Below are 24,291 nucleotides of genomic sequence, written 5' to 3'. Positions count from 1 at the left end.
CACATCATTTGGGGATTTTTTTTGTTGGAAAATACTCACTGAAGTTAAATCCCAAATGTTTTATTTATATTTGATTATCAACTAAAAACACCTCTCTCAATGAACAAAAAGTTTACTAATTATTTAATGTTATCGCTTTTCTCTGCAAGTATCTTTTCTTTTACATTAGTAGCAGGAGCTTTTAATGGGAAAAGCTCTTTTGATGAGAATTTTCTAAACGATTCTCTAAAAAAAGATACAACTCAATATGTGCGTTACAAAGATTTACCTCTGAAAGCGACTCGAAAATTTAAACATAACACTACTGAAGGTACGTGGCTCTCAGTGGATGTGAGTCCCGATGCAAAAAATATTACTTTTGACTTGGTTGGAGATATTTATATCATTCCTTTCGGTGGTGGAAAAGCAACAACCATTACCAAGGGTTTGGCATACGATACGCATCCAAGATATAGTCCAGATGGCAAAAAACTCTTATTTATCTCTGACCGAAGTGGCTCTGATAATATCTGGTACATTGATTTTGATAAAAAAGATACCATTCAAGTAACCAAAGACCGTGACCAAAACTACGCTTCTGCTGATTGGACTCCCGACGGGAATTATATTGTTTTTGCAAAAGGCCGTATGAATGTGCAACTTTGGATGGTGCATCAAGATGGGGGTGGGGGTGTTCAGCTCATCGACCAACCCGAAAAATTAAAAACAATTGACCCTGCTGTTAGCCACGACGGGCGATATATTTATTTTTCGCAACGAACAGGGGCTTGGAATTACAATGCCATGATGCCGCAATACCAAATTGGTATTTATGACCGTGAAAATGCCAAACGTACCACAATTACATCACGATATGGCTCGGCATTTACACCAACCCTTTCAAGTGATGGGAAATGGCTGGTTTATGGCTCACGATTTGAAGATAAAACAGGTTTAGTTTTAAGAAACTTACAGTCTGGCGATGAAAAATGGCTGGCTTATCCAGTTCAAAGAGATGAACAAGAGTCAATAGCAACCATGGGTGTTTTGCCTGCTATGTCTTTCACGCCCGATAATCAATACCTTATCGTTTCTTATGGTGGTAAAATTTATAAAGTTGCCATTAATAGTGGTAGCTCCACTGAAATTCCATTTGACGTAAACATGGAACTCGAAATGGGACCTCAACTCGAATTTAAGTATCCAATCTCTGATACAACCCACGCACTTGTTACCCAAATTCGTGACGCAGTTCCTTCTCCCGATGGCCGTAAATTAGCTTTTACAGCACTCAATCGAGCATATGTGATGGATTTCCCGAATGGTACTCCTCGACGTCTTAGCAACAACGACTTTACAGAAGCCAATCTTGCTTGGTCGCCAGATGGAACACAATTAGTTTTTACAACTTGGACACCCGAAGGTGGAAATCTCTACAAAGCCAATATAAATGGAGTGACGAATTTACAAAAATTAACATCAGTTTCTGCCCTTTACAGCCAACCTGTTTGGACACTCAAGGGAGACAGAATTGTATTCATTCGTAGTAAATTACAAACGTATCGTGAATCAATTGGGCCTGTTGCCAATAATGCCGAAGATGAAATTTGCTGGATTGATGCCAATGGCGGAAATATCACTATCATTGATAAAGCTCGTGACCGCAGTAATCCACACTTTGTAAAAAATGAAGACCGTATTTATTTGAGTGGAAGCGAAGGAGCAATACAATCTATCAAATGGGATGGAACTGATGAAAAAGTTCACGCCAAAATTACAGGTATCACTACCTACGGTATGAGTATCGAAGGAGAAGAGTTTGTGCATAACTGTATGCTTTCGGAAAAAACTGCCGAAGCTATGGAAGTTAATAAACCTTCGCCCGCTTCGCAAACGTTGATGTCACCAGATGGCGAAAAAGCTTTAGCTCAAATCAATAATGAAATTTATGTAGTGAATATCCCTAAAACAGGGAAAACCGTTAATATCTCAGTTTCTGAGCCTTCGGCTTCGCAGTTTCCTGCAAAAAAATTAACCGAGTTAGGAGGGGAGTTTCCAGCGTGGTCAAGTAATGCTCAAAAAATACATTGGTCTTTGGGGCGTTTTCATTTTGTCTATGATTTAGAGAAGTCAAAAGCATTTGATGATAGTTTGAAAACTGCCAAAAAACTGCAAGAAAAACAAAAAGCCGATTCACTCAATAAAGTTAAAACCGATTCAGTGAAGGTAAAATCCGATAGCTCGAATGTAAGTAAGAAAACTCCTCCCAAAAAAGAAGACCCTAAATACAAAATTCAAGAAGTAGAAATTAAGGTTTTTTATGCAAAAGATGCTCCGACTGGAAATGTTTTATTGAAAGGAGCAAGAATCATCACAATGAAAGGCGATGAAATCATTGAAAATGGAGACATTTTGATAGAGAATAACCGAATTAAAAGCTACGGAAAAAGCGGAACACTCAAAAATACTACTGGGGCAAAAGTAATTGATACCAAAGGGAAAACTATTATTCCTGGCTTTGTCGATACACACGCTCACATGTGGCCGCAATGGGGCATTCAAAAAAATCAGGCTTGGGTATATTCTGCCAATCTTGCTTATGGAGTTACCACTACCCGTGACCCACAGACTGCCACCACAGATGTACTTACTTATTCGGATATGGTAGAGGCTGGCAAAATGGTCGGGCCAAGAGTTTACTCAACAGGCCCAGGTGTTGGATATTGGTCATATAATATCAAAGATTCAACGCAGGCAATCAATGCTTTGCGTCAGTACAGCAAATACTATAATACTAAATACATCAAAATGTATTTGACAGGAAACCGCCAAATTCGTCAATGGATTATAAAAGCAGCTAAAGGACAACAATTGATGCCAACAACCGAGGGCGGTTTGAATTATAAGCTAAACATGACTAATATGCTCGATGGATACCCTGGCCACGAACATGCCATTCCTGTTTATCCGCTTTATAATGATGTAGTAAAAGCGATTTCTTTTTCAAGAATGTGCGTTACGCCTACGCTTTTAGTTGCTTACGGTGGTCCTTTTGCTGAAATCTATTATTTTGAAACCGAAAACCCTTACCACGATAAAAAAATGCAAAACTTCATGCCTTATGAAGAATTGGCCGAAAAAACTCGTCGTGTGCCAGCTTGGTTTATGCCAGAAGAGCATGTATTCCAAAAACACGCCAAGTCAATGAAATCAATGGTGGAAAGTGGAGCTTTAGCAGGAATTGGTAGTCACGGAGAATTCCAAGGACTGGGCTATCACTGGGAGTTGTGGTCGATGCAAAGTGGAGGAATGAAAAACCACGATGCTCTCCGCACCGCCACGATTTTGGGTGCTACTGCTCTTGGACTTGACAAAGATTTAGGAAGTATCGAAAATGGCAAATTGGCTGATTTACTAATTTTAGATAAAAACCCCTTAGAGAATATTCGTAATTCTAATTCGGTCAAGATGGTTATCAAGAATGGCCGAATTTATGATGGAAATACCCTTGACGAAGTTTATCCGACACAAAGAAAACTCGAACGTAGTGAATGGAGCTTTGAAAAACCAGCTCTTAATACTGGTTTGAAAGAATAAGAAAATCAAAAAACGCCCAGCTATTGAAAAATAACTGGGCGTTTTGCATATAGAATCGATTATTTAGCCTCTTTTACATATTTCTTCAACCATTCATTTTGCTCCCAAAGCATGTGAAGGAGGTTTTCTTTACCTCGGTAGCCGTGAGCTTCGTAAGGTAAAAATACAAAACGTACTGTTCCTCCGTGTCCTTTGATGGCGGCAAACATACGCTCACTATTGATAGGGAATGTACCAGGGTTATCATCGGTATCACCGTGAATTAACAAAAGTGGTGTCTTGATTTTATCGGCATAGCTAAACGGACTCATTTTATAGTACAAATCAGGAGCTTCCCAATAAGTTCTATCTTCGGCTTGAAAACCGAATGGAGTCAATGTTCTATTATAAGCTCCGCTTCTTGCAATTCCTGCTTTGAATAACTTTGTATGGCTCAATAAATGGGCGGTCATAAAAGCACCGTAGCTATGCCCGCCAACTGCCATACGGTTTCTATCACCTACGCCCATTTCTGCCAAATGATTAACCGCTGCTTCGGCGTTTAGCGTAAGTTGCTCGATAAAATTATCGTTTGGTTTGGTATCACCACCTTTGCTCACGATTGGCATTTCGGCATTATCAAGCACCGCAAAACCCTGTGTTACGTAGTAAATCGGGCTTCCCCACGCAATCGTGATAAATTTATTTTCGCTTCCACGTACTTGTGCAGCATCAGCTGCATTATTAAATTCTCTCGGATACGCCCACATATACACTGGCAATGGACCATCTTTCTCTTTGTTATAACCTTTTGGCAAATACAAATCTCCTGTAAGCTCAATACCGTCTTTGCGAGTATATTTTACTTTTTGTTTAGTTACACCCACCAACGCTGGGTACGGATTCGTAAATGCCGTGATTGGCATATCTGCAATGCGTAATTTTAAGTTTTTGATATAAAAATTAGGTACATCGGTTTTTGATTCTTTTCGAGTGATAAACGTTAGATTTTTAGCGTCTAACACATCAACCACAAATTCATACGTACCTTCGCTGCATCGCCAAAGTTGTTCGGTTTTCTTGGTGTCAATATCAAAAAGGCTTAAAAATGGCAAATCACCTTTTGGCGAAGAACCAACCATATTATTCAAGAAAATCTTGTTGCCTTCTACCAAAATCACTTGTTTACCGAAGCTATTTTTCTCCATCAAAGGCGTTCCTGGATTTCCGTAAGCATCAGTTGTATTGCGTTCAAAAAGTGTAGAGATACTTTTTGTGCTGCTATTATACCTACTCACTTTGATGGTCTGTTTACCAGCAAGTCCTTCCGAAACCCACGCAAAGCTTTCATTTCCCCAAGTAATACCACGGAAACGCATTTTTGTTTTGAATAGCTCTTGCTTCTCGGCTTTGAAAGGAGCCGCTTGTGCATAAACTACATCATGAAATTCCACATTCTTTTTAATCAAACCACTATCGAGTGGCATTGCCCACACCAAAGTTGCAGCTTCATCGCTTCGCCATTCAAATCCTCTTGGAATATTCTGCACATTATCATTGCCCGACGGACGAGTTTCGGCACTTGGTAAATCGGCAACTTCTTTGACTAACTTTCCAGTAACATCAACTACCGAAACTGATGTAGGAAAACCACTGGCAGTAACTAAATACGAAAATGGCTTCTTCAAAACCTCCAGTAAATAGTATTTTTTATCGGGCGATAAAGTATAAGATTCATAAATAGCAGGTTTGCCAATCGGCGTTTCTACGCCTCCACGATTAATCACCATCTGAGCCATTGCCATAAACTCAAAAAGTTGTTCATCGTAAGGTGTTTTTATTAAATCTTGGTAAGTTCGGCCTGGAGCAGCTTTTCCGATATTTTGCTGAACGGTTGGACCTTTTGGTGTGATTGGCTTTGCAGGAGCTGCACTTGGCAAACTTATGGCAGTTTTATAAACAATTGCGTTATCATCAAACCAAGTTAGGTCTGCACCTAAAACTACGTTTAAAGCCTTTTTATTTACTTTGGTAGCCACTTTTGTTGCTACATCAATAATGTATAAATCAACTCGGTTGTTAGTTGTATTTGTGAAAGCAATTTTCTTTTCGCTCGGATTCCATCTTACATTTCCTGCCAACATGTTTGCTGGTAAGCCACTGATTTTGAATTCTTTACCAGTTTTGATGTTTTTCAGCGTAAAATTATTGATGAAAGTTTGTCGGCTCGGCGAGAAGTTATTAGGGTTTAATCTCAAACCCGCAATTCTGATTTCGGGCTGACCCAACTCCTCAACGGTCGGATATGAATTACGTTCGCTTTGGAGCATCCATTCGCCTTGACTATCAATGCTCACATCGGGCGTAGGTTTTGCTAAAAGCAAATCAGAAACTTCTTTAGGAGGGAGTTGATAATTTACGGCATCTTGAGCGAAGGCTCCGCAAGACATCGCAAAGGCTGTCAATAAAATGACAATTTTCTTGTTCATGGTTAGTAATTTAGAGATTTTGATGAAGAATAATTTAACAAAGTGAAATTAGCGATTAAAAAACATTTGTAGGCACTTTGGAGACTTAAACCACAAAAAGATAGACGTTTCAGTAAAATCATCTTGTTTTATGTAAAGATATAAAACACAAAAATGCCCATCTATTTTTCAATAAATGGGCATTTTTGTGTAAAAACTCTACGAAATCTTAGTAACGATACATTTCAGACTTAAATGGTCCTTCTGTCGAAACACCGATATAAGCAGCTTGCTCTGCATCTAAAGTATCTAATTTAGCACCAACGTGAGCTAAGTGGAAAGCCGCTACTTTCTCATCTAATTGCTTAGGAAGAACGTAAACTTTTTTCTCGTATTTCTCGGTGTTGTTCCATAACTCTAATTGAGCCAAAGTTTGGTTTGAGAATGAACATGACATCACGAATGATGGATGTCCCATTGCACAACCTAAGTTTACCAAACGTCCTTCAGCTAAGATGATGATTTCTTTGCCATCAACTTCATACATATCAACTTGTGGTTTGATAGTCGATTTTGTGTGGCCATAGTTTTGGTTCAACCAAGCCATGTCGATTTCGTTATCGAAGTGACCGATGTTACAAACGATAGCCTTATCACGCATTGCTTTGAAGTGACGGTCACGGATGATGTTTACGTTACCAGTAGCTGTTACGAAGATATTCGCACGAGTTACGGCCTCGTTCATTGTTACAACTTCATAGCCATCCATTGCTGCTTGTAAAGCACAGATTGGGTCGATTTCAGTAACTAATACACGGCAACCAGCTCCACGAAGTGAGTCAGCCGAACCTTTACCTACATCACCATAACCCGCAACGGCAGCAACTTTACCTGCCATCATTACGTCAGTTGCACGACGAATCGCATCAACTAATGATTCTTTACAACCGTATTTATTATCGAATTTCGATTTTGTTACTGAGTCATTTACGTTGATAGCTGGCAAGAACAATGTGCCATTTTTCATACGCTCATACAAGCGGTGAACACCAGTTGTAGTTTCTTCTGACAAGCCTTTGATACCAGCGATAAGCTCTGGATATACATCAAATACCATGTTTGTAAGGTCTCCACCATCATCCAAAATCATGTTCAATGGTTTTTGCTCTTCACCAAAAAACAAAGTTTGCTCAATACACCAGTCGAATTCTTCGGCTGTTTGACCTTTCCAAGCATAAACCTGAATACCAGCAGCAGCAATAGCAGCAGCAGCGTGGTCTTGTGTTGAGAAAATATTACAAGAAGACCAAGTTACTTCAGCACCTAACTCCACAAGGGTTTCAATCAAAACCGCAGTTTGGATTGTCATGTGTAAACATCCTGCTACTCTTGCACCTGCCAATGGTTTCGACGGGCCATATTCCGCACGGATTGCCATCAAACCTGGCATTTCGGCTTCTGCTAATTTAATTTCTTTGCGACCCCAATCGGCAAGAGTGATGTCTTTTACCTTGTAAGGGAGATAAGTTTTTGTTGCTGCTGACATTATTGATATAAGTTAAATTATCCTTTTAAAATTCTTTATTTAGTTGGTTTTTCTAAATATTAGACAAAATTAGGATAAATTATTTGCCAAATCAATTTTTTTTGGATAAATTTTATTTAGCGGATTTTGTTTTTTCAAGAAAAAAAGCATCAAAAAAGCTCTCTTCCTAATGAAAGAGAGCTTCTATATATACGCCAATTTGAAATATTCTTACTTCAAAGTAGCAATCAATTTTTCGTTTAAAGCTACATAATCAGGATTTCCACCTGCTTTTGCTAATTCGATTCCTTTTGTTGCCGTTGCTTTTGCACCTGCTTTATCTCCCATTTTGGCTTGGATTTTTGCTTTTAAGTGTACCATCCAATAAGCACTTGGTTGAGCGTCAATGGCTTTGTTTACCCATTCCAATGCTTTTGCCATATCTTTGCTATTATCAAAATAATAGCTGGCTGCGGCAAAGTACGGACGGCTATCAACATTCATAGCTGCATCAATTGATTTCATGATTTTGCTATCAATATCAGCTTCTACTGGAATGCTAACGGCTGTGTTTTCCCACAAAATTTGGATATTTGCCGATGCAGCCATCACATCACCAATGATAATCGTAAGTGATTCGATATTCATTGGTAAAGTCATTGTTTTTACTTTAAAACGAGCTACATCTTCTTCTTTTTTATAGCCATTCAAACCACCATTATTTACGCCTTTGTTCAAAATAATTTCCCACTCACCAGCATTTGGAATTGAGTAAAGTGCATACGAACCTGCTTTTACTGCTACACCTCCAACTTTCACGTCTTCGCCGAAAGTCACTTTAGTTGCACCGTTAGCACCTGTTCTCCACATAGCACCAAAAGGCACTAAATCGCCAAAAATCTTACGACCTTTAGCCAACGGACGAGAATAGTTTACTTCGATTGATGAAAGTGCAAAATCTTGCTTGATAATTTGGGTTGGACTCGGAGCTGGCGTTTTGATACCTTGTGCCATCGCTCCCATTGATACAAAAAGAGAGAATAGTAAAACGATTTTTTTCATTTGTGTTTGATAGATTTTGTTTGAATACGTATAACGACAAAACTTGGAAAATGGTTTGGTTGAAGACATGAGATTGGGGATATGAGATTCGAGAAAAAGTTAAAGCAAATTATATTTCCCCAAAAACCTATGTTTAAAATCTCGAATCCCATGTCTCGTATCTCAAATCTCTCCTACACCAAACTCACCCGTTTCCCAGTTTGAGCGGCTTCGTAAATAGCCATCAAGATTTTCATATCACGCTTACCTTCATCACCATCAATGTGTTTCGGAAATTTTCCTGTTTCAATCATTTCTTTGCAAATAGCTTCCATCATTACTGTCTGATGATGCACTACTGGCAATTTCAAGCTCCCGTCGTTAGTACTTCCTTTAATTGGGCCATAACTATACGCTGGACTCAGCTGCATCCAACCTTTATCGGCCGAAACATAAAGCTGCTCAATATTTGATTTATACGAAGTAAAACCATTCACCATCGCTCCGCCTGGAAACTCCATTTGCCACGAAACGCTTTCCTCTACATCTTTAAAACGCTCTTTATCAGTAATTGGCCCAAACTGAGCTGTTACCCAAAGTGGTTCTTCGCCCGTTACGTAGCGAGATGCTTGTACGCAATAAATACCTACATCCATCAAAGGTCCGCCGCCTGCCATTGCTTTTTTCAAACGCCACTGCGTTGGGTCGCCGATGGTAAAGCCAAAGTTAGTTTGCATAAACCTCACATTACCTTTCTCTTTTTTCTGACCGATTCGCATGATTTCTTGCGTAAATGGCTCAAAATGAAGGCGATACCCTACGCCTAACTGCACGCCCGCATCTTTGCAGGCTTTTATCATGGCATCACATTCGGCTACCGAATTGGCCATTGGTTTTTCGCACATGACGTGCTTGCCAGCTTTTGCTGCACGAATCACAAATTCGGGGTGCATCGAATTTGGCAAAACCACATATACAATATCAACCGATTTATTTTTAGCTATTTCATCAAAATTTTGATAGTTGTAAACACTTTCTTTGGGCAAATTGTATTTCTTCGTCCATTCTTCGGCTTTTGCAGGTGAACCCGTTACGATAGCTGCTAAGTAACAATTTTTGGCATTTTCTAAGGCAACAGCCAACTGATTTTTGGCGTAACTACCCAAACCAACGAGTGCAACACCGAGTTTTTTATCATCTTTTGGAGCGGCCATTTCTGGCACAGCCATTACTGATGGAACGGCAAAAGCGGCGGCCGTTGTGCCAAGTCCTACACCGAGATTTTGGAGAAACGAGCGTCGAGATTGATTTTCAGACATTTCTTTAGTAAATTGGGGTTTAGAATAGAAATTTATACAGTTTTATGTAATTTATTATCACAATAATCTGTTTCTAAAAGTACGAACTAATTTTTAAGTGTTTGTTTAAATTTGTTACAAATTGTTGAAAAATGTTGAGATCTTCCTTTTCAAAGGTATTGACTTCCAAAACAACATGAAATAATATGAAACAAAAAAACAATCTTTAAACTAAAATAAAAAGTGGAAGAAAATAAAATTCAAAATAATCAAACAACGATTCGCACACCGATTGTGGTAGCAACTACACTTGTGATTGGAATCTTGATTGGAGCAACTTTTTTTGGCGGACGACGAGTTGGCGGTGATATTTCTCGGAGTTCTAATAAATTTAAAGAGATTCTGACCTACATTAATCGCAGCTATGTGGATAGCGTAAATACCGATTCGCTGGTCGATTATTCGATTACAAAAATGCTCGAAAAACTCGATCCACATACTTACTATTTCCCGCCGCAAGAAGCTGATATTGCTCGCTCACAACTCGAAAGTGGTTTCGATGGCATTGGTATAGAGTTTAACGTTTTTAATGATACACTCTATGTTGTCACGCCGCTGGCAGGTGGGCCTTCTGAAACCGTCGGGATTCAAAGTGGCGACGCCATCCTGAAAGCAAACAATAATAAACTGACAGGAAAAGAAGCCAATAGTACGAATATTTTTGCAAGTCTGCGTGGAAAACGAGGCACGGAAGTAAAACTGGAAGTAAAACGTCGAGGATTCAAAGATTTATTAAAGTTTACGGTTGTGAGAGATAAAATCGCTCAATATTCGATTGATGCTGCCTATCTGATGGAAGATAAAAAAACGGCTTACATCAAGATAAATCGTTTTACCGAAACTACTTACGACGAATTTAAACAGCACATGACCGATCTTAAAAAACAAGGCATGAAACAATTATTGCTTGATTTGAGAGGAAACCCTGGTGGCTACATGGACAGAGCAACGGATATTGTTGATGAACTTGTAGGTGGAAAAGATGTGATTGTTTATACCGATGGAAAAGATGCACGGAATAACAGAAAAACTTACGCAGGAAACGACGGAATGTTTGAAAAAGGGGCAATCGTAGTGATGGTTGATGAAGGAAGTGCTTCGGCCTCGGAGATTCTTTCGGGAGCTTTGCAAGACTATGACCGTGCTTTGATTGTTGGTCGTCGCACATTCGGCAAAGGTTTGGTTCAGCAACCAATTCAGCTTTCTGACGGCTCGGAGCTTCGCCTAACAATTTCTCGTTATTATATTCCGAGCGGACGAAGTATCCAGAAACCTTATGAAAAAGGGCATTTAGAAAACTACGAAAATGAACTGGACGAACGTGGAAAATCAGGTGAGTTTTTCATTGCAGATAGCATTAAAAATAACCCAAAAATGCGTTTCAAAACCAAAGGAGGCCGACTCGTTTATGGCGGTGGTGGTGTAACGCCCGATATTTTTGTACCAAGAGATACAAGCCACATTACTAAATATTTACTCGAACTTTACGGCAAAAATATTCTGCGTGAATATGCCCTCAACTATTCAAACGTAAATCGTAAAACGCTTGAAAAACAGCCTTTTAGTGCTTTTTTAAATAGTTTTGTGATAAGTGATGCAATGCTCGAAGAAGTAAAAAAACTTGCCAATAGTTCTGAAATCAAGTTTAATGCTGCTGAGTTTGGTCGCTCGAAAGAGTTTATCAAGCTACAAATCAAAGCAAATATTGCCCGACATATTTGGCAGCGAAACATGAAAAATGGATTAAATAATGAGTTTTATCAAATTGTTTATAGCCAAGACCCAATCGTTACGACGGCCATTAAACAATTTAGTAAAGCAGAAAAATTGGAGAAAGAGAAGAAACTATAAAATACAAACGTCGGCAGCGTTTCGAACGCTGCCGACGTTATTCTTATTCAAAAACAAAATTTTTAATAACATCGCCTGTGCCTACATCGGAATAAGTACCCTCATGTAGAAATTTTATTCCTTTTACAGTTAGCTGGTACCTATCTCCTGCCGAAACCAGCAAAGCCAGTGGAGCAAGGCTTCCTTTTCCTTCTGAGAGTACCAAACCTGCTATTTTTTTATCATTTCGGATAAGAGCAACTTCAACTTCACTAATCAAAAAAGTCAAATTTGGCATTTTTTGTTTCTGCTCACCCTGCAAAATTGCTTTAACCTCAAGAAGTGTATCTGACTTTGAAACTGTTTTTTTGTTGTCTGCGAGTTTTTCATTGAAGAAAAACGAGACGGCTGGGCGGGGAATAAATGGTAGTTTTTGTTGAGAAAATACACAAAAACTCAATAAGGTAATCGTTAAGGTAGCAAAAGTTTTCATTTATAGTTTACTGTTGTTGGTTCACATAAACCTACAAACGAACGTAAAATATAGTTTATTGCTTTTTCTTGCCTAAAACGTAACCTAAACCTAAATTTGCTCTGAAAACGCCTAAATCAAAGTTTTTGTTGGCATAAGGCGAAAGTTCAAAAACGACCTGTAATCTTGGTAATTTTTGAACTGGTGAAGTTCTGACCCCTGCATTCAAACAATAACCTTCTAATGGCGATTGCTTTGACGCATCAGGGTTTAAAGCATTCAGAAAATTAGCTTTCACGCCAGCACCAATGTAGAATTTTGCTCGTTCTGATTTATTCAAATTAAACATCGGCGAAACCTCAGTGCTTAGTGATGAAAAGTAAGAATTCATCTGAAATCTGAAATCAGCCCAAACAGCTTTACTGGGATTTGTGGCAATCGAAAATACAGAATTGAATGGATAATATGTAAAGGCTTGTGCCTGTGATACTTCAGCAATAAATACAAAGGCAAGAATAAAGAGTAGTTTTCTGTGCATATTGGGGTCAGGTTTCTTGCTACAAAACTACAAGAAAATATAATTATAAAGTTTTACTTGAAGGCTATTTTTTCCCGAAAGTGATTAATACTGATTTCCAAAGATAATTTCAATAGCAAAGTAATAATGTCTTTGTTTTTATCAGCAGCCTCAATCTGTTCTTTGTAAAATAGAAAACATCAGGTTTGCTTATTTGAATTCCTATAAAGTTAGTTACACATCGTATTCAGAAATAAAAATACCTGTTTCCCAGTATCCCTTTTTGATGAAAAGAGTATTCAGAACATCATAAACTTTGACTTGTAGTTTATTCATTCCAGTAAATTTAATCAATTCACCGTCATTCCATTCATACTTAAAACCATCGTTTGGCTCCCAAGTTTGAAATTCTTCTAATGTACGTGGCAGGGTGATAATTTCTTTATCTTTGACCATAGCATTAATATTTATATCCAAATTTAAAGAAAAAATCTAATCAGAATCGTTAAGTGACGCATTTTATTCATACAACCAGTTTTCAATAATACTGTCTATCTTGTAATCTTTATAATCGTGCTAAAAATAATTATTTAAAATTAATTGTATAATTGACACTTAATAATTTACTTCGCATCATAATTGCGAACAAAACCAATAAAAATACTACCATCATGTCAAATCTTAAAGTAACTCTTGGCCAAAAAGAGTATTTTCCGTTTATCAAAGAAGCAATCGCTTACGAAGGAAGAGAATCAAATAACTATTTAGCATTCAAATACTATGATGCAAACCGTGTAGTAGCTGGCAAAACAATGGCCGAACACCTACGTTTTGCAACAGCTTACTGGCATACATTCTGTGGTAACGGTGGCGACCCATTCGGTCCAGGAACAAAAATTTTCCCTTGGGATGTAGCTTCAAGCCCAATGGATGCAGCGAAACAAAAACTCGATGCAGCATTTGAGTTTATGACAAAACTTGGAACACCTTTTTACTGTTTCCACGATACTGATATTGCTCCAGAAGGAAATTCTCAAGCTGAATTTCAGAAAAATTTAGAAGAAATCGTTTCTTTAGCAAAACAAAAGCAAGCAGAAAGTGGCATGAAATTGCTTTGGGGAACTGCCAATTTATTCTCGCACAAGCGTTATATGAATGGTGCTTCAACAAACCCTGATTTCTCGGTAGTTGCTCACGGAGGTTTCCAAGTGAAAAATGCTATCGATGCTACTATCGCTTTAGGTGGTGAAGGTTATGTATTCTGGGGAGGTCGTGAAGGTTATATGTCTTTGTTGAATACAAATACTAAGAAAGAAATCGACCACTTAGGTCAATTCTTGACAATGTCTCGTGATTATGCACGTCAACAAGGATTTACTGGTAAATTCTACATCGAGCCAAAACCTTGCGAGCCGTCGAAACACCAATATGATTACGATGCTCAGACTGTAATTGGTTTCTTGCGTCAGTATGGTTTGGATAAAGATTTCCAGTTGAACTTAGAGGTAAACCACGCTACTTTGGCTGGTCATACTTTTGCTCATGAGCTTCAAATGGCGGTTGATGCTGATATGTTGGGAAGTATCGATGCTAACCGTGGAGATTACCAAAATGGTTGGGATACAGACCAATTTCCGATTGATTTATATGAATTAACTGAGTCGATGTTGATTATCGTTGAAGCTGGTGGATTCAAAACGGGCGGTATCAACTTTGATGCTAAAACTCGTAGAAATTCAACGGATTTAGATGATATTTTCATTGCTCATATCTCTGGAATGGATGCGTTTGCTCGTGCATTGTTGATTGCAAACGATATTCTTGAAAAATCTGAATACAAAAAACTTCGTGCGAATCGTTACGCATCTTTTGATAGCGGAGATGGTGCTTTGTTTGATGCAGGTAAATTAGGTTTAGCTGACTTGCACCGCATTGCATTAGCAACTGGCGAGCCACAACAAATCAGCGGCAAACAAGAATTATTTGAAATGATTATCAATCAGTACATTTAATAAAGTTCTGAATTATGAGTTCTGAGTTCTGAGTTAATTTATTCTAAAACTCAGAATTCAGAACTCTAAACTCAGAACTAATATTTCACCCCATTCTTCTCTAAAATTCCTTTTGCATTGGCGTTGCCTTCTTTGGCTGATTTTATGTACCACTCGGTAGCGGTTTTTATATCTCCACGAGCCACATAATTGATACCGATATTATATTCGTATTCGCCAGTTTTGTCTCTTTCTGCTCCTTTTTTCCAGTAACTAACGGCTTTATCATCTTCCTTTAAGTCAACGTACGTAACACCAATATTGCGGTAAGCCGTCAAATAATCTGGATTTTTAGTCAATAAAGCATCTAATTCCTTAATTTCTTGGTCAAATTTCTTTTCGAGTCGGTATGTGTATGAATGATTGAGATAAGCATCCCAAAGGTCTGGTTTTAACTTAATGGCATCATCAAAAGCTTTGCGAGATTCCTCAAATCTATTCAATCCCGTGAGCGATAAACCCCAAACATTCAAATACTCGGCGTTTTTTGGTTCATTGGCTACGGCTTCACGGTAATATTTTTCGGCTTCTGCCATATTTCCTAAACGATAATGTGCTGTTCCCAAAAGCCAGTTTGTGCGGTTGGTTTTTGGTAAATACTGCGTAGCTCTTTCAAAATATTTGAGGGCAGTTTTGCTATCTCCTTCATCTAAAAACATTGAGCCAATCGTGCGGCAAACATCACCATTTTTAAAGCCCCCATCATCGGCACGCATCAAATAGCCTTTCGAGGTTGGAAACTCTTTGTTTTCTAAGTAATACCAGCCCAAATTACTCAAAATCATAGCATCATCTGGGAACGCTTTATCGGCAGGAGTGAAGAGTGTCAAACCATTTTTCCAAGTACCTGTTTGTTTGAAACTCAAGGCACACAAACCCAAAGCAACTATGGCAAAAACTGGTAAAGCGGCCTTACTTTTTTGGTAGAACCGATTGAAGGCAAGCCCCAATAAAAACAATGGCCCGATTGAAGAAAGATAATAATAGCGGTCGGCTACAATAGCACTACCCACAGGAAATGGAAACTGCAAAACTGTAGAAACGGCAATTAAGAAAAATGCACCTGCCCACCAAATACGTTTGTCGTTGCGACCAAACCATAAGATTGCTCCAACCAACAGAAATACACCAAGAAAAGCCCCTGAATAGATTGCTGGAAGGCTTCCGTTTGGTTTTCCTGGGTACGGATAAAACGCATAAAGTTTAAACGGAACGAGAGTTTTTACCCAATAAAAACAAAATGCGTAGCATGACATCAAGATGCGTTCGCCCAAGGTATAAGCATTTGAAATCACCGAAGTTGCATCAGCACCTGCATCTTTTTGGGCGTGAGTGGCCATGTAGGCAAAAATGAGCGTAAGAACAAAATATGGTATTTTATTAATGAAAAGCTTCGCATTGATTGGCTTTTTCAAGAAACAATAATCGGTGATGATTAACAACGCTGGCAAAACTACGGCCATACCTTTTGATAAACACGAAGCCAGAAAAAGTAGGATAGAAACCGCATACCATTTTTTATCTTGGGTTTCATCGAATTTGATGTAATACCAAATAGAAAGTAATATGAATATCGTATAAAGTACGTCTTTACGCTCAGCGGCCCACGCTACCGACTCAACGTGCAGCGGGTGAATGGCAAACAAAGCACCTGTAAAAAATGCTACCCAAAAGCTACCGTTGAGTTTCTGAATAAGCTTGAAAACCAACCAACTATTGAGTGTATGTAAGATAAGATTATCGAGGTGATAGAGCCACGTTTGTTCTTTCACGAGTGCGTACTCAATGGCAAGCGAGAGCATCGTAAGTGGATGGTAGTTACCCACGTGGTATTCGGTTAAAAGACCTTTAAGGTCGAAATTTTTTACGTATTCGTTGAGAATGATATACGGTTTATCGTCCCAAACGAAGGTATTTTGCCATACTGGAGAATAACTCACAAAAATAAGTGCCGCAAAGATGGCTGGAGTCCAGCGAACAAGGTTTTGTTCGAGTGATGTGCTAATTAATTGATTATTGGCCGATTGCTCTACGGCTACTGACTGCGTGCTTTCTTTCTTCGCAATGGTTTTTGCTTGTGGTTTTTGCTTTGCCATTTCAATGGGTTATATTAGGTTACACAAAAATATTTCAATTATCTTGCCAAAACAAACTGTTTTTGATTCCGAACCTCAAAAGAATGGGGTGAATATAGCTGTTTTATCAAGAAAAATTAGGAACTTTGACTGTTCTTTGGCAAGGATCTTGCGTCATTGACACTTGCAATATTTAGTGTTTTTTAGCGTTGAAAAGCTACTACAAAATTTAACAATGAGATTCAAACAAATCATATACTTAGCTTTGGTTGCTTTACCGATGTTTTCGGAAGCTCAGAAAAACAAAAAAACTGAGAGTGAAGGCATTTCGGAGAAAGACCTAAAATCAGAAGCATATTTCGTAGAAGGCATGAAATATTACATTGCCGAAACCTACGATAAAGCTATTCCATTGTTCAAAAAAGCCGCCGAAGGTAATCCTACGAGTGCGGGCGTAAATTACATGGTTGCGAAAGCATATTATGCCAACAGCGACCTTGCCAATGCGACAGTTTATAGCGAAAAAGCCCTCAAACTTGATGACTCGAATAAGTTTTATAGAAAATTTCTGGGCGAAATCTACACTAAGCAGAAGCGATATAAAGATGCGGCCGAAATGTACGAGAAGTTGGCCGATAAATTTCCGCAAGATGTTGACAATTATCTCGACTTATCGAATGTCTATATTTTACAGGAAAAATTTTCGGATGCCGTTGATATTTACAACAAAATTGAGCGTACGATTGGTGTAAGTGAAGAAATCACTCGACAAAAACAATTGATTTATCTGAAACAAAACAAGCTCGAAAAAGCCATCGAAGAGGGCGACCGTCTGATTGCTTCTGAGCCAACCGAACCAGAATACGTGGTGCAACAAGCACAGATTCTAATTTCCAACGAACGCTACGACCAGGCCATCAAGATGTTGAAAAATTCGTTGAAGAAAAATCCAGATTTTGCCGAAGCTCATGTGTTATTGGCCGAGATTTATCGCAAACAAAATGAGCTTGAAAAATGCAACGAAGAACTTCAAGTAGCTTTTGCTAACAAAAATCTTCCTGTTGAGGTTAAGTTCAAGATTTTGAGCAGCTACATGCTCATGATGAAAGAAGATAACAGCGACAAAACACTTGATAATCTTCTGACACTTACACAAGAATTAATCAAACAGTCGCCTAATGAAGCAAAAGGCTACGTAGTTTTGGGCGATTTGTTGATGAAAAAAGGAGAAATGGCGACTGCTCGTGATAATTATGTAAAGTCAACGCAGTTTGATAAATCAGTTTTTGAAGTTTGGTTGGCCATTGTTGAGTTAGATGCCAAATTAAACCATATTGATAGTTTGGCGAAACATTCGGAAGAGGCCATCGAATATTTTCCGAATCAATCTTTTTTTTGGTATCACAATGGTTTTGCCAATTTTGCCAAAAAAGATTATCAAAAAGCCGTTTCTTCGCTCGAAGAAGCAAGAAATTTATCGGTTGACAATGCCGAATTGGGCAAGCACGTAAACGCACTTTTGGGCGATACTTATAACGAATTAAAAAAATTCGCCAAGTCGGACGAAGCATACGAGGCAGTTTTGAAAACTGACCCCGACTACGAACACGTACTGAATAATTATAGTTATTATTTGTCGATGCGTAAAGATAAACTCAGCCGAGCTGTGCAATTATCAACTCGTTTGACTGATAAGTTTGGCGATAACGCAACCTACCTTGATACGCACGCATGGGTTCTTTATACGATGAAAGAATACCAAAAAGCACGTGAGTTTTTGGAGCGTGCTTTGAAGCAAGAAAAAGGCGTAAGCGGCACAATCGTTGAGCATTATGGCGATGTACTTTTCCAGCTTGGCGAAAAAGATAAAGCCATTGAACAATGGAAAAAAGCTCGCTCAATGGGCGAAAATAGTACAAATATTGATAAAAAGATTCAATCTGGGGCGTTGATTGAATAAGTTAATAGTCCGTTGTCGATTGTCCACAGAATTTGGGTGGAGAAATAAACTAACCATAAAATGTCAAAATATTCTTTTCTGATACTTAGTGTTTTTGTGATTCTTTCGGCTTCATCTTGCAAGCGACACAAGATGCATAAAAAAGATATTGTTTCCGTTGATACGCTGTCTTCTCAACCGATGAAGGCCGAAAAACCGATTTTAGTTACCGATGAAAGAACTAAAGCCGAAACGCCTAAAGTGGAGACTCCTGTTGTTGCTAAAATTGATGTAAAACCCGCCGAAATAGACTTTAAGTATCTCAATATCAAATCAAAAGTAAATTTCTCGGCAGGTGGCGAAGAGCAGAGTTTCCCTGTAAACATTCATATCAAAAAAGATAGCATCATTTGGTTATCGATTGTGGTAGGGCTTGAAGGTGGCCGAGGAATCATCACCAAAGATTCGGTTATTTTCTTAGACCGTCTGCACCGTACGTATTATAAATACGACTTTGCAAGTTTGAGTAAACAGTTCAATTTTAACCTTAATTATGACCTTGTTCAGTCGATTTTGATTGGAAATATGCCAATCAAAAAACGTGAAATTGATGTAGTGGAGAAGCAAGAGGGTAATTTTGTGATAAAACAAAAAGAAGGTTTTGTAAGCATCGAAAATAGTATTGCTGAAGCTAATCTGAAACTTCAAAAAGTAAATGCCAGCGACGAAACGGGCGATAGCAAAATGGAAATAGATTATTCTAATTTCTTGACTATCACCGATTTGATATTCCCGCAAGACATTAGAGCCAAGATTGACGCCAAAAAAGATGGCAAGGTTCTTCAAACTTCCATAAATTTGCAACATAATAAGATTGAAGCACTCGACCAAAGCCCAGGTTTTGCGTTTAGTATTCCGAAATCTTATGTGCCTAAATAAATGCGTCGTCTGTACCGAAGGTCTGACGAAATAAATTTCTTCCTTAATTGCAATGGCTCTTAGAACCTTTATATATTTTTTTATTGGTGTTTTTGTAATGAGTACACTTGCGGGTACTGATGCTTTTGCCCAACGCCGAAAAAAGAGCAGGGTTCAACTCGAAAACGAAAAGCGAAGAAACCTCGAAAAAATAGCGGAAACAAAACGTGCCTTAGAAAACACCAAAGAGAAAAAAGAAGTAACTGTCGGGAAAATCAAGGCAATCAAAGAACAGATTTCGTCGCAAGAAGAGCAAATTGGCCTTATGGAGCAAGACATGGAGCTGATTGATATGGAAATGCAAGATATTATTGATGCCAAAAGTGGACTCGAACAAAAACTTGATACCCTCCAACGAGAATATGCCGCCATGCTCTATGGGGCGTCAAAAATTAGCGGAAAAATCAATCAACTGAGTTTTTTATTTTCGTCATCATCATTTAATGACCTCATTATGAGGTATAAATATCTTCAGCAATACACTGATAATCGAAAGTCGCAAGTGGCTCAGATGATGAAAGTGGTAGCTTTATTGCGTGAGCGACAAGCAAACTTGGAAGGTAAAAAATCTGATAAAAAACGAATTATTTCAGCAAAACTCACCGAAGCTCAGTATCTCGAACAACTCAAAAGCCGCCAAACTGAAATGGTGGGTGAGTTGTCGAAAAAGGAAAAAGATTTGAGAAAGGAGATTGAGGCGACAAAAAAATCGGTGAGTAAACTCGAATCGTCTATTGCGGCTGTGGTGGCACGAGAGATTGCCCGTAAAAATCGTGAACGAGAACTCAAGCAAGACCGAGAAGCAAAATTAGCTAAAAATAAGGTAAAGAAACCAGTTGCGAAGAAAGTGACCAAAGATTTAGATGATGTAGAAACTGCTCTCGGCAAATCTTTTGCAGCTTCAAAAGCTCGTTTACCGTGGCCAGTTCAGCGAGGTTTTATTTCAGATAGATTTGGCATTAAAGAACACCCAGTTTTGAATGGTGTTTTAATAAATAATAACGGAATTGATATTCAGACTTCTACCAATGCAACTGTTCGCTCAGTTTATGCTGGCGAAGTAAAAGACGTAACTGAAATTCCTGGACTTGGCAATGTTGTCTTGATTCAACACGGCGAATATTTTACAGTTTATGCCAATTTACGACAAATTTTCTTGTCAGTAGGGCAGAAAGTTGGTGCAAAAGAAACCATCGGAACCGCAGGAGAATCGGGCGGTGCAACCGAAATAAATTTTCAGATTTGGCATAATAGCCAGCATTTAAACCCCGAAGGCTGGCTTGTTCCGAGATAGTCTAACATCGGCAAGGTTCAAAACCTTGCCGACGTTTTTAAACAAATATTCTATGTCAGTACACAATGAAATTAAGCGTATTACCACGCATACGCTTCAAGAAATGAAACGCAAAGGTGAGAAAATCGCCTGTTTGACTTCTTATGATTATTCAATGGCAAAAATCGTTGATGCGGCTGGCGTTGAACTTATTTTAGTTGGAGATTCTGCCTCAAACGTCATGGCAGGTCACGAAACTACGCTACCGATTACGCTCGATAACATGATTTATCACGCACAGGCAGTTGTGAAGGGTGTAAGAAGAGCTTTAGTGGTAGTAGATTTACCGTTTGGTTCATATCAAGGAAACTCAGAAGAAGCATTGCGTTCGGCTATCAGAATTATGAAAGAATCGGGTGGACATGCTGTGAAATTGGAGGGTGGAATCGAAATAAAAGAATCTATTGAGCGTATTTTAAGTGCTGGAATTCCAGTAATGGGCCACTTAGGACTTACGCCACAATCTATTTACAAATTCGGTACGTATGCCGTGCGTGCCAAAGAAGAAGAAGAAGCCGAGCAACTCATGGCTAATGCTAAAATGCTCAATGATGTAGGTTGTTTTGGAATGGTTTTGGAGAAAATTCCAGCTGCTCTCGCCAAAAAAGTAACCGACTCGGTGGCAATTCCAACAATCGGAATCGGTGCAGGAAATGGTTGCGATGGACAAATTTTGGTCGTACATGATATGTTGGGCATTAACAAAGACTTTTCTCCACGTTTCCTACGCCGTTACGCAGATTTGCATACAATTATGACTGAAGCCGTAATGAATTATACAAAAGATGTGAAATCGTCTGATTTTCCGAACGAAAAAGAATCTTACTGATAATATTTACTCAAACTTGAACCAAAATATTTGCAATAGCGTTGCATTAATACTTATCTTTGCAACACTATTGCATGCAAGTTTCTGCTTGCGATAAATCATAGAATTCGAGTTTTTTATGCGGAAAATATTCACTCATTATCATACACTCAATAAAGTAGGTTTGTGGCTTTCAATACTCTGCACGATTCATTGTTTGGCGATGCCTTTCTTGATGACAGCTTTACCATTTTTAGGGGAGAGTTTTTTGAGCGAACAATCAGAAATGTATTTGATTGGTGCGAGTGCAGTTTTGGCAATTTTCTTATTGATAAAAGATTACCGAAACCACCAAAATCCATTACCACTTCGACTTTTGGTGGTTGCTCTCTGTTTTAATTTTACGGGTTTATTCTTGGCTAAAGGTACATACGAAATCCTCTTCAACGTTACGGGTGCTTTAGTGATGGCCTCTGCTTATTACGTAAACTGGAATTCTCACCGTCGTGCGTGTCACAGTCATTCTCACTAATTTTAGTTTACTCTTTTGTAGTAATAATCTAAGGGATTTTCGTAGATAAATTCATATTTCGAATGTTCGAGCCATTTTTTTGAACTAATGATTTTGAATGGCTGAGGCTCTGTTGGTGCTACAAATTCGGGCATCTCAAAGCCTAATTCTTCGCAGTTTTTAGCATAAATTTCTTTTCTTGTAGGATGAATTGGCGAAACAATATTAAAAGTTTCGTTCCAAATCTTATCTTCGATAATAGTTTCAATAACCTTAATTACATCATCACGATGGACGTAATTCACTTGAATATCGCCCGTTGTGAGACCTTTCCAACCCGAAAAATATTTGGCGGGAATTCGTTCGTAACCCATCAGTCCACCGCAGCGAAGAATCGTTAGATTAATCGAAGATTCTTTCCAAAGTGCGAGTAATAACTTTTCGGCTTTTACCATCGTTGGACTGGCCGATTGCTCGGGTGTGATGACATCTTCTTCAAATACTTCTCTATTCAGTTCGGGGTAAACCGAAGTCGAACTTATGTAAATGATATTTTTAATAGATGAAGTTTTGATGTGCGTAATCAAATTAGAAATTTGCTCCACGTGGGCATCCACTTTCTGAAGGCTAATACGTGGAGGAATGTTTATCAACAACGTTTCGGAATTTAAAAAGTTATCCACATTTTCGCCAACAATTTGTGGATTAAGTTGAATGCGAAAAGCTTCGATACCATTTTCTGTCAGAATAGGTAGTTTTTCTTCATTAGTTGTACTTCCTTTTATTGTATAGCCTTTATCCGAAAAATGTTTTCCGAGTGGCAAACCCAACCAGCCACAGCCCAAAATACTTATTGATTTATTCATTTGCTTGTTTCGTTTTTCAGCTTTTCTTCGCTCTCCAATTCAAAAATCTTTACATCGACCACAAACCTAAACCAAAGGGCTTGCAGGAAATGGAAAATCATACCTTCTTTGCCATCAAGAATACCGAGTTGAATAAAATATCGGTGGAAAAAATAGATAAATGGACGCACAAAAAGTGGCATATCCCACCAAATTTTTTTCAAAAATGCGACTCGTTGGTCAGGATTTCCGAAGAATTTTGGTTGAATCGTTTGATTGCGTAATTCTTTCTTTCTTTCAATTTCTTCACGAGCAACTTGGTCGCTGTATCGGTTATGTTTTTCAATCCAAAAACTGATTTTGTTTTCCTTGAGGTTTTCTTCTTTCAAATAGCCTTTGTCCCAAACGATGTTTTTACCTTCGGCCACAAAACGATGATCCATGTTTTCGTTGAGGTCTGAGAAACCCACACCTGTGCGGAACATTTTCATCAAATATTTTGGAAAATATCCTCCGTGCTTGAGCCAGCGACCTTTGAAATAGTTTTTTCGGTTAAAGAAAATTCCGTTGACATCAGCTGGCGTGCTTGAATCCTTGAAATTTTTCAGCATTTCAAGTAATTCAGGCAGAACGATGTGGTCTGAATCAAGACCGATTGTCCAAGGGGTTTTTACTGGGAAATTTTTAAGAGCAAAATCCCATTGTTTTGGGTGGTTTTCAAACTTATTGTGCTTGACGATTGCCCCATAACTGGCTGCAATTTCAAGCGTTCGATCGGTGCTTCCTGAGTCAAGAATAAACGTTTCGGCATTGAGGTCTTTGATAGACTCAAGTAGCCTTGGCAGGTGCTGTTCTTCGTTAAAAGATAATATGATAAAAGAAAATTCGGTATTCATTTTTGTATTAGGCACAAAGGCACATAGTGGCAAAGGCACAAAGTTTTTTATAGAATTATGGAGTTTTAACAAGAATAGCACGAAACAGA

Annotated in this window: 18 protein-coding genes; 8 read left to right on the top strand and 10 right to left on the bottom strand. The window is 38.5% G+C overall.

Going from position 1 to position 24,291, the window contains the following annotated elements; all coding sequences use genetic code 11:
* Positions 1-99 precede the first annotated feature (99 nt).
* The gene (locus A6M55_RS10470; protein ID WP_229235509.1) at positions 100-3,576 is read left to right on the top strand and encodes an amidohydrolase family protein; all 3,477 of its coding nucleotides are present in this window, start codon (positions 100-102) and stop codon (positions 3,574-3,576) included.
* A 59-nt stretch (positions 3,577-3,635) separates the two neighbouring features.
* On the opposite strand, the gene A6M55_RS10465 is transcribed toward A6M55_RS10470, so the two are convergent.
* From A6M55_RS10465 to A6M55_RS10450, 4 genes are all read right to left on the bottom strand, one after another.
* Positions 3,636-6,044 carry a S9 family peptidase gene (locus tag A6M55_RS10465; RefSeq protein WP_064197532.1) on the bottom strand — a complete coding sequence of 803 codons (2,409 nt, stop codon included), beginning with the start codon at positions 6,042-6,044 and terminating at the stop codon, positions 3,636-3,638.
* Positions 6,045-6,252: 208 nt separating this feature from the next.
* Entirely contained in the window at positions 6,253-7,569 is a 1,317-nt protein-coding gene (ahcY, locus tag A6M55_RS10460) for an adenosylhomocysteinase (protein ID WP_064197531.1), read from the bottom strand.
* Positions 7,570-7,779: 210 nt separating this feature from the next.
* A complete protein-coding gene (locus tag A6M55_RS10455) occupies positions 7,780-8,610 on the bottom strand; it encodes a DUF2911 domain-containing protein (RefSeq protein WP_064197553.1) in 831 nt (276 codons plus the stop codon).
* Positions 8,611-8,783: 173 nt separating this feature from the next.
* The gene (locus tag A6M55_RS10450) at positions 8,784-9,908 is read right to left on the bottom strand and encodes a Gfo/Idh/MocA family protein (protein ID WP_064197530.1); all 1,125 of its coding nucleotides are present in this window, start codon (positions 9,906-9,908) and stop codon (positions 8,784-8,786) included.
* A 222-nt stretch (positions 9,909-10,130) separates the two neighbouring features.
* Here A6M55_RS10450 and A6M55_RS10445 point away from each other — a divergent pair, with 222 nt between their 5' ends.
* A complete protein-coding gene (locus A6M55_RS10445) occupies positions 10,131-11,798 on the top strand; it encodes a S41 family peptidase (RefSeq protein ID WP_064197529.1) in 1,668 nt (555 codons plus the stop codon).
* 43 nt (positions 11,799-11,841) lie between these two features.
* Here the strand turns inward: A6M55_RS10445 and A6M55_RS10440 are convergent, their stop codons facing one another.
* From A6M55_RS10440 to A6M55_RS10430, 3 genes are all read right to left on the bottom strand, one after another.
* A complete protein-coding gene (locus A6M55_RS10440) occupies positions 11,842-12,270 on the bottom strand; it encodes a hypothetical protein (protein ID WP_064197528.1) in 429 nt (142 codons plus the stop codon).
* A 55-nt stretch (positions 12,271-12,325) separates the two neighbouring features.
* Positions 12,326-12,787: a hypothetical protein gene (locus A6M55_RS10435; protein ID WP_064197527.1), complete on the bottom strand. Its 462-nt coding sequence runs from the start codon at positions 12,785-12,787 to the stop codon at positions 12,326-12,328.
* A gap of 213 nt (positions 12,788-13,000) precedes the next feature.
* Positions 13,001-13,222 carry a hypothetical protein gene (locus A6M55_RS10430; RefSeq protein ID WP_064197526.1) on the bottom strand — a complete coding sequence of 74 codons (222 nt, stop codon included), beginning with the start codon at positions 13,220-13,222 and terminating at the stop codon, positions 13,001-13,003.
* 215 nt (positions 13,223-13,437) lie between these two features.
* Between A6M55_RS10430 and xylA the strand changes: the two genes are divergently transcribed.
* Entirely contained in the window at positions 13,438-14,778 is a 1,341-nt protein-coding gene (xylA, locus tag A6M55_RS10425; protein WP_064197525.1) for a xylose isomerase, read from the top strand.
* Positions 14,779-14,855: 77 nt separating this feature from the next.
* Here xylA and A6M55_RS10420 read toward each other — a convergent pair whose 3' ends face one another.
* The gene (locus A6M55_RS10420) at positions 14,856-16,913 is read right to left on the bottom strand and encodes a tetratricopeptide repeat protein (protein WP_064197524.1); all 2,058 of its coding nucleotides are present in this window, start codon (positions 16,911-16,913) and stop codon (positions 14,856-14,858) included.
* A gap of 214 nt (positions 16,914-17,127) precedes the next feature.
* Between A6M55_RS10420 and A6M55_RS10415 the strand changes: the two genes are divergently transcribed.
* From A6M55_RS10415 to A6M55_RS10395, 5 genes are all read left to right on the top strand, one after another.
* Entirely contained in the window at positions 17,128-18,852 is a 1,725-nt protein-coding gene (locus tag A6M55_RS10415; RefSeq protein ID WP_064197523.1) for a tetratricopeptide repeat protein, read from the top strand.
* 60 nt (positions 18,853-18,912) lie between these two features.
* Complete coding sequence (locus A6M55_RS10410; protein ID WP_082892982.1) at positions 18,913-19,770, top strand: DUF4292 domain-containing protein; 858 nt, start codon at positions 18,913-18,915, stop codon at positions 19,768-19,770.
* 52 nt (positions 19,771-19,822) lie between these two features.
* Positions 19,823-21,103: a murein hydrolase activator EnvC gene (locus A6M55_RS10405; protein WP_064197521.1), complete on the top strand. Its 1,281-nt coding sequence runs from the start codon at positions 19,823-19,825 to the stop codon at positions 21,101-21,103.
* A gap of 52 nt (positions 21,104-21,155) precedes the next feature.
* The gene (gene panB / locus A6M55_RS10400) at positions 21,156-21,971 is read left to right on the top strand and encodes a 3-methyl-2-oxobutanoate hydroxymethyltransferase (protein ID WP_064197520.1); all 816 of its coding nucleotides are present in this window, start codon (positions 21,156-21,158) and stop codon (positions 21,969-21,971) included.
* Between the two features lie 118 nt (positions 21,972-22,089).
* Positions 22,090-22,482, top strand: a complete 393-nt coding sequence (locus A6M55_RS10395; RefSeq protein ID WP_082892981.1) for a MerC domain-containing protein — start codon at positions 22,090-22,092, stop codon at positions 22,480-22,482.
* Between the two features lie 2 nt (positions 22,483-22,484).
* Here the strand turns inward: A6M55_RS10395 and A6M55_RS10390 are convergent, their stop codons facing one another.
* Together A6M55_RS10390 and A6M55_RS10385 are read right to left on the bottom strand one after the other, a co-directional pair.
* The gene (locus A6M55_RS10390) at positions 22,485-23,327 is read right to left on the bottom strand and encodes an NAD-dependent epimerase/dehydratase family protein (RefSeq protein ID WP_064197518.1); all 843 of its coding nucleotides are present in this window, start codon (positions 23,325-23,327) and stop codon (positions 22,485-22,487) included.
* Entirely contained in the window at positions 23,324-24,202 is an 879-nt protein-coding gene (locus A6M55_RS10385; RefSeq protein ID WP_064197517.1) for a glycosyltransferase family 2 protein, read from the bottom strand. The genes A6M55_RS10390 and A6M55_RS10385 overlap by 4 nt, the downstream gene beginning before the upstream one ends.
* Positions 24,203-24,291: the final 89 nt, after the last annotated feature.

This window comes from Emticicia sp. MM (assembly GCF_001649495.1).
The sequence above is the reverse complement of the archived record's forward strand: the minus strand, read 5'-3'. Positions and strand labels throughout refer to the sequence as shown.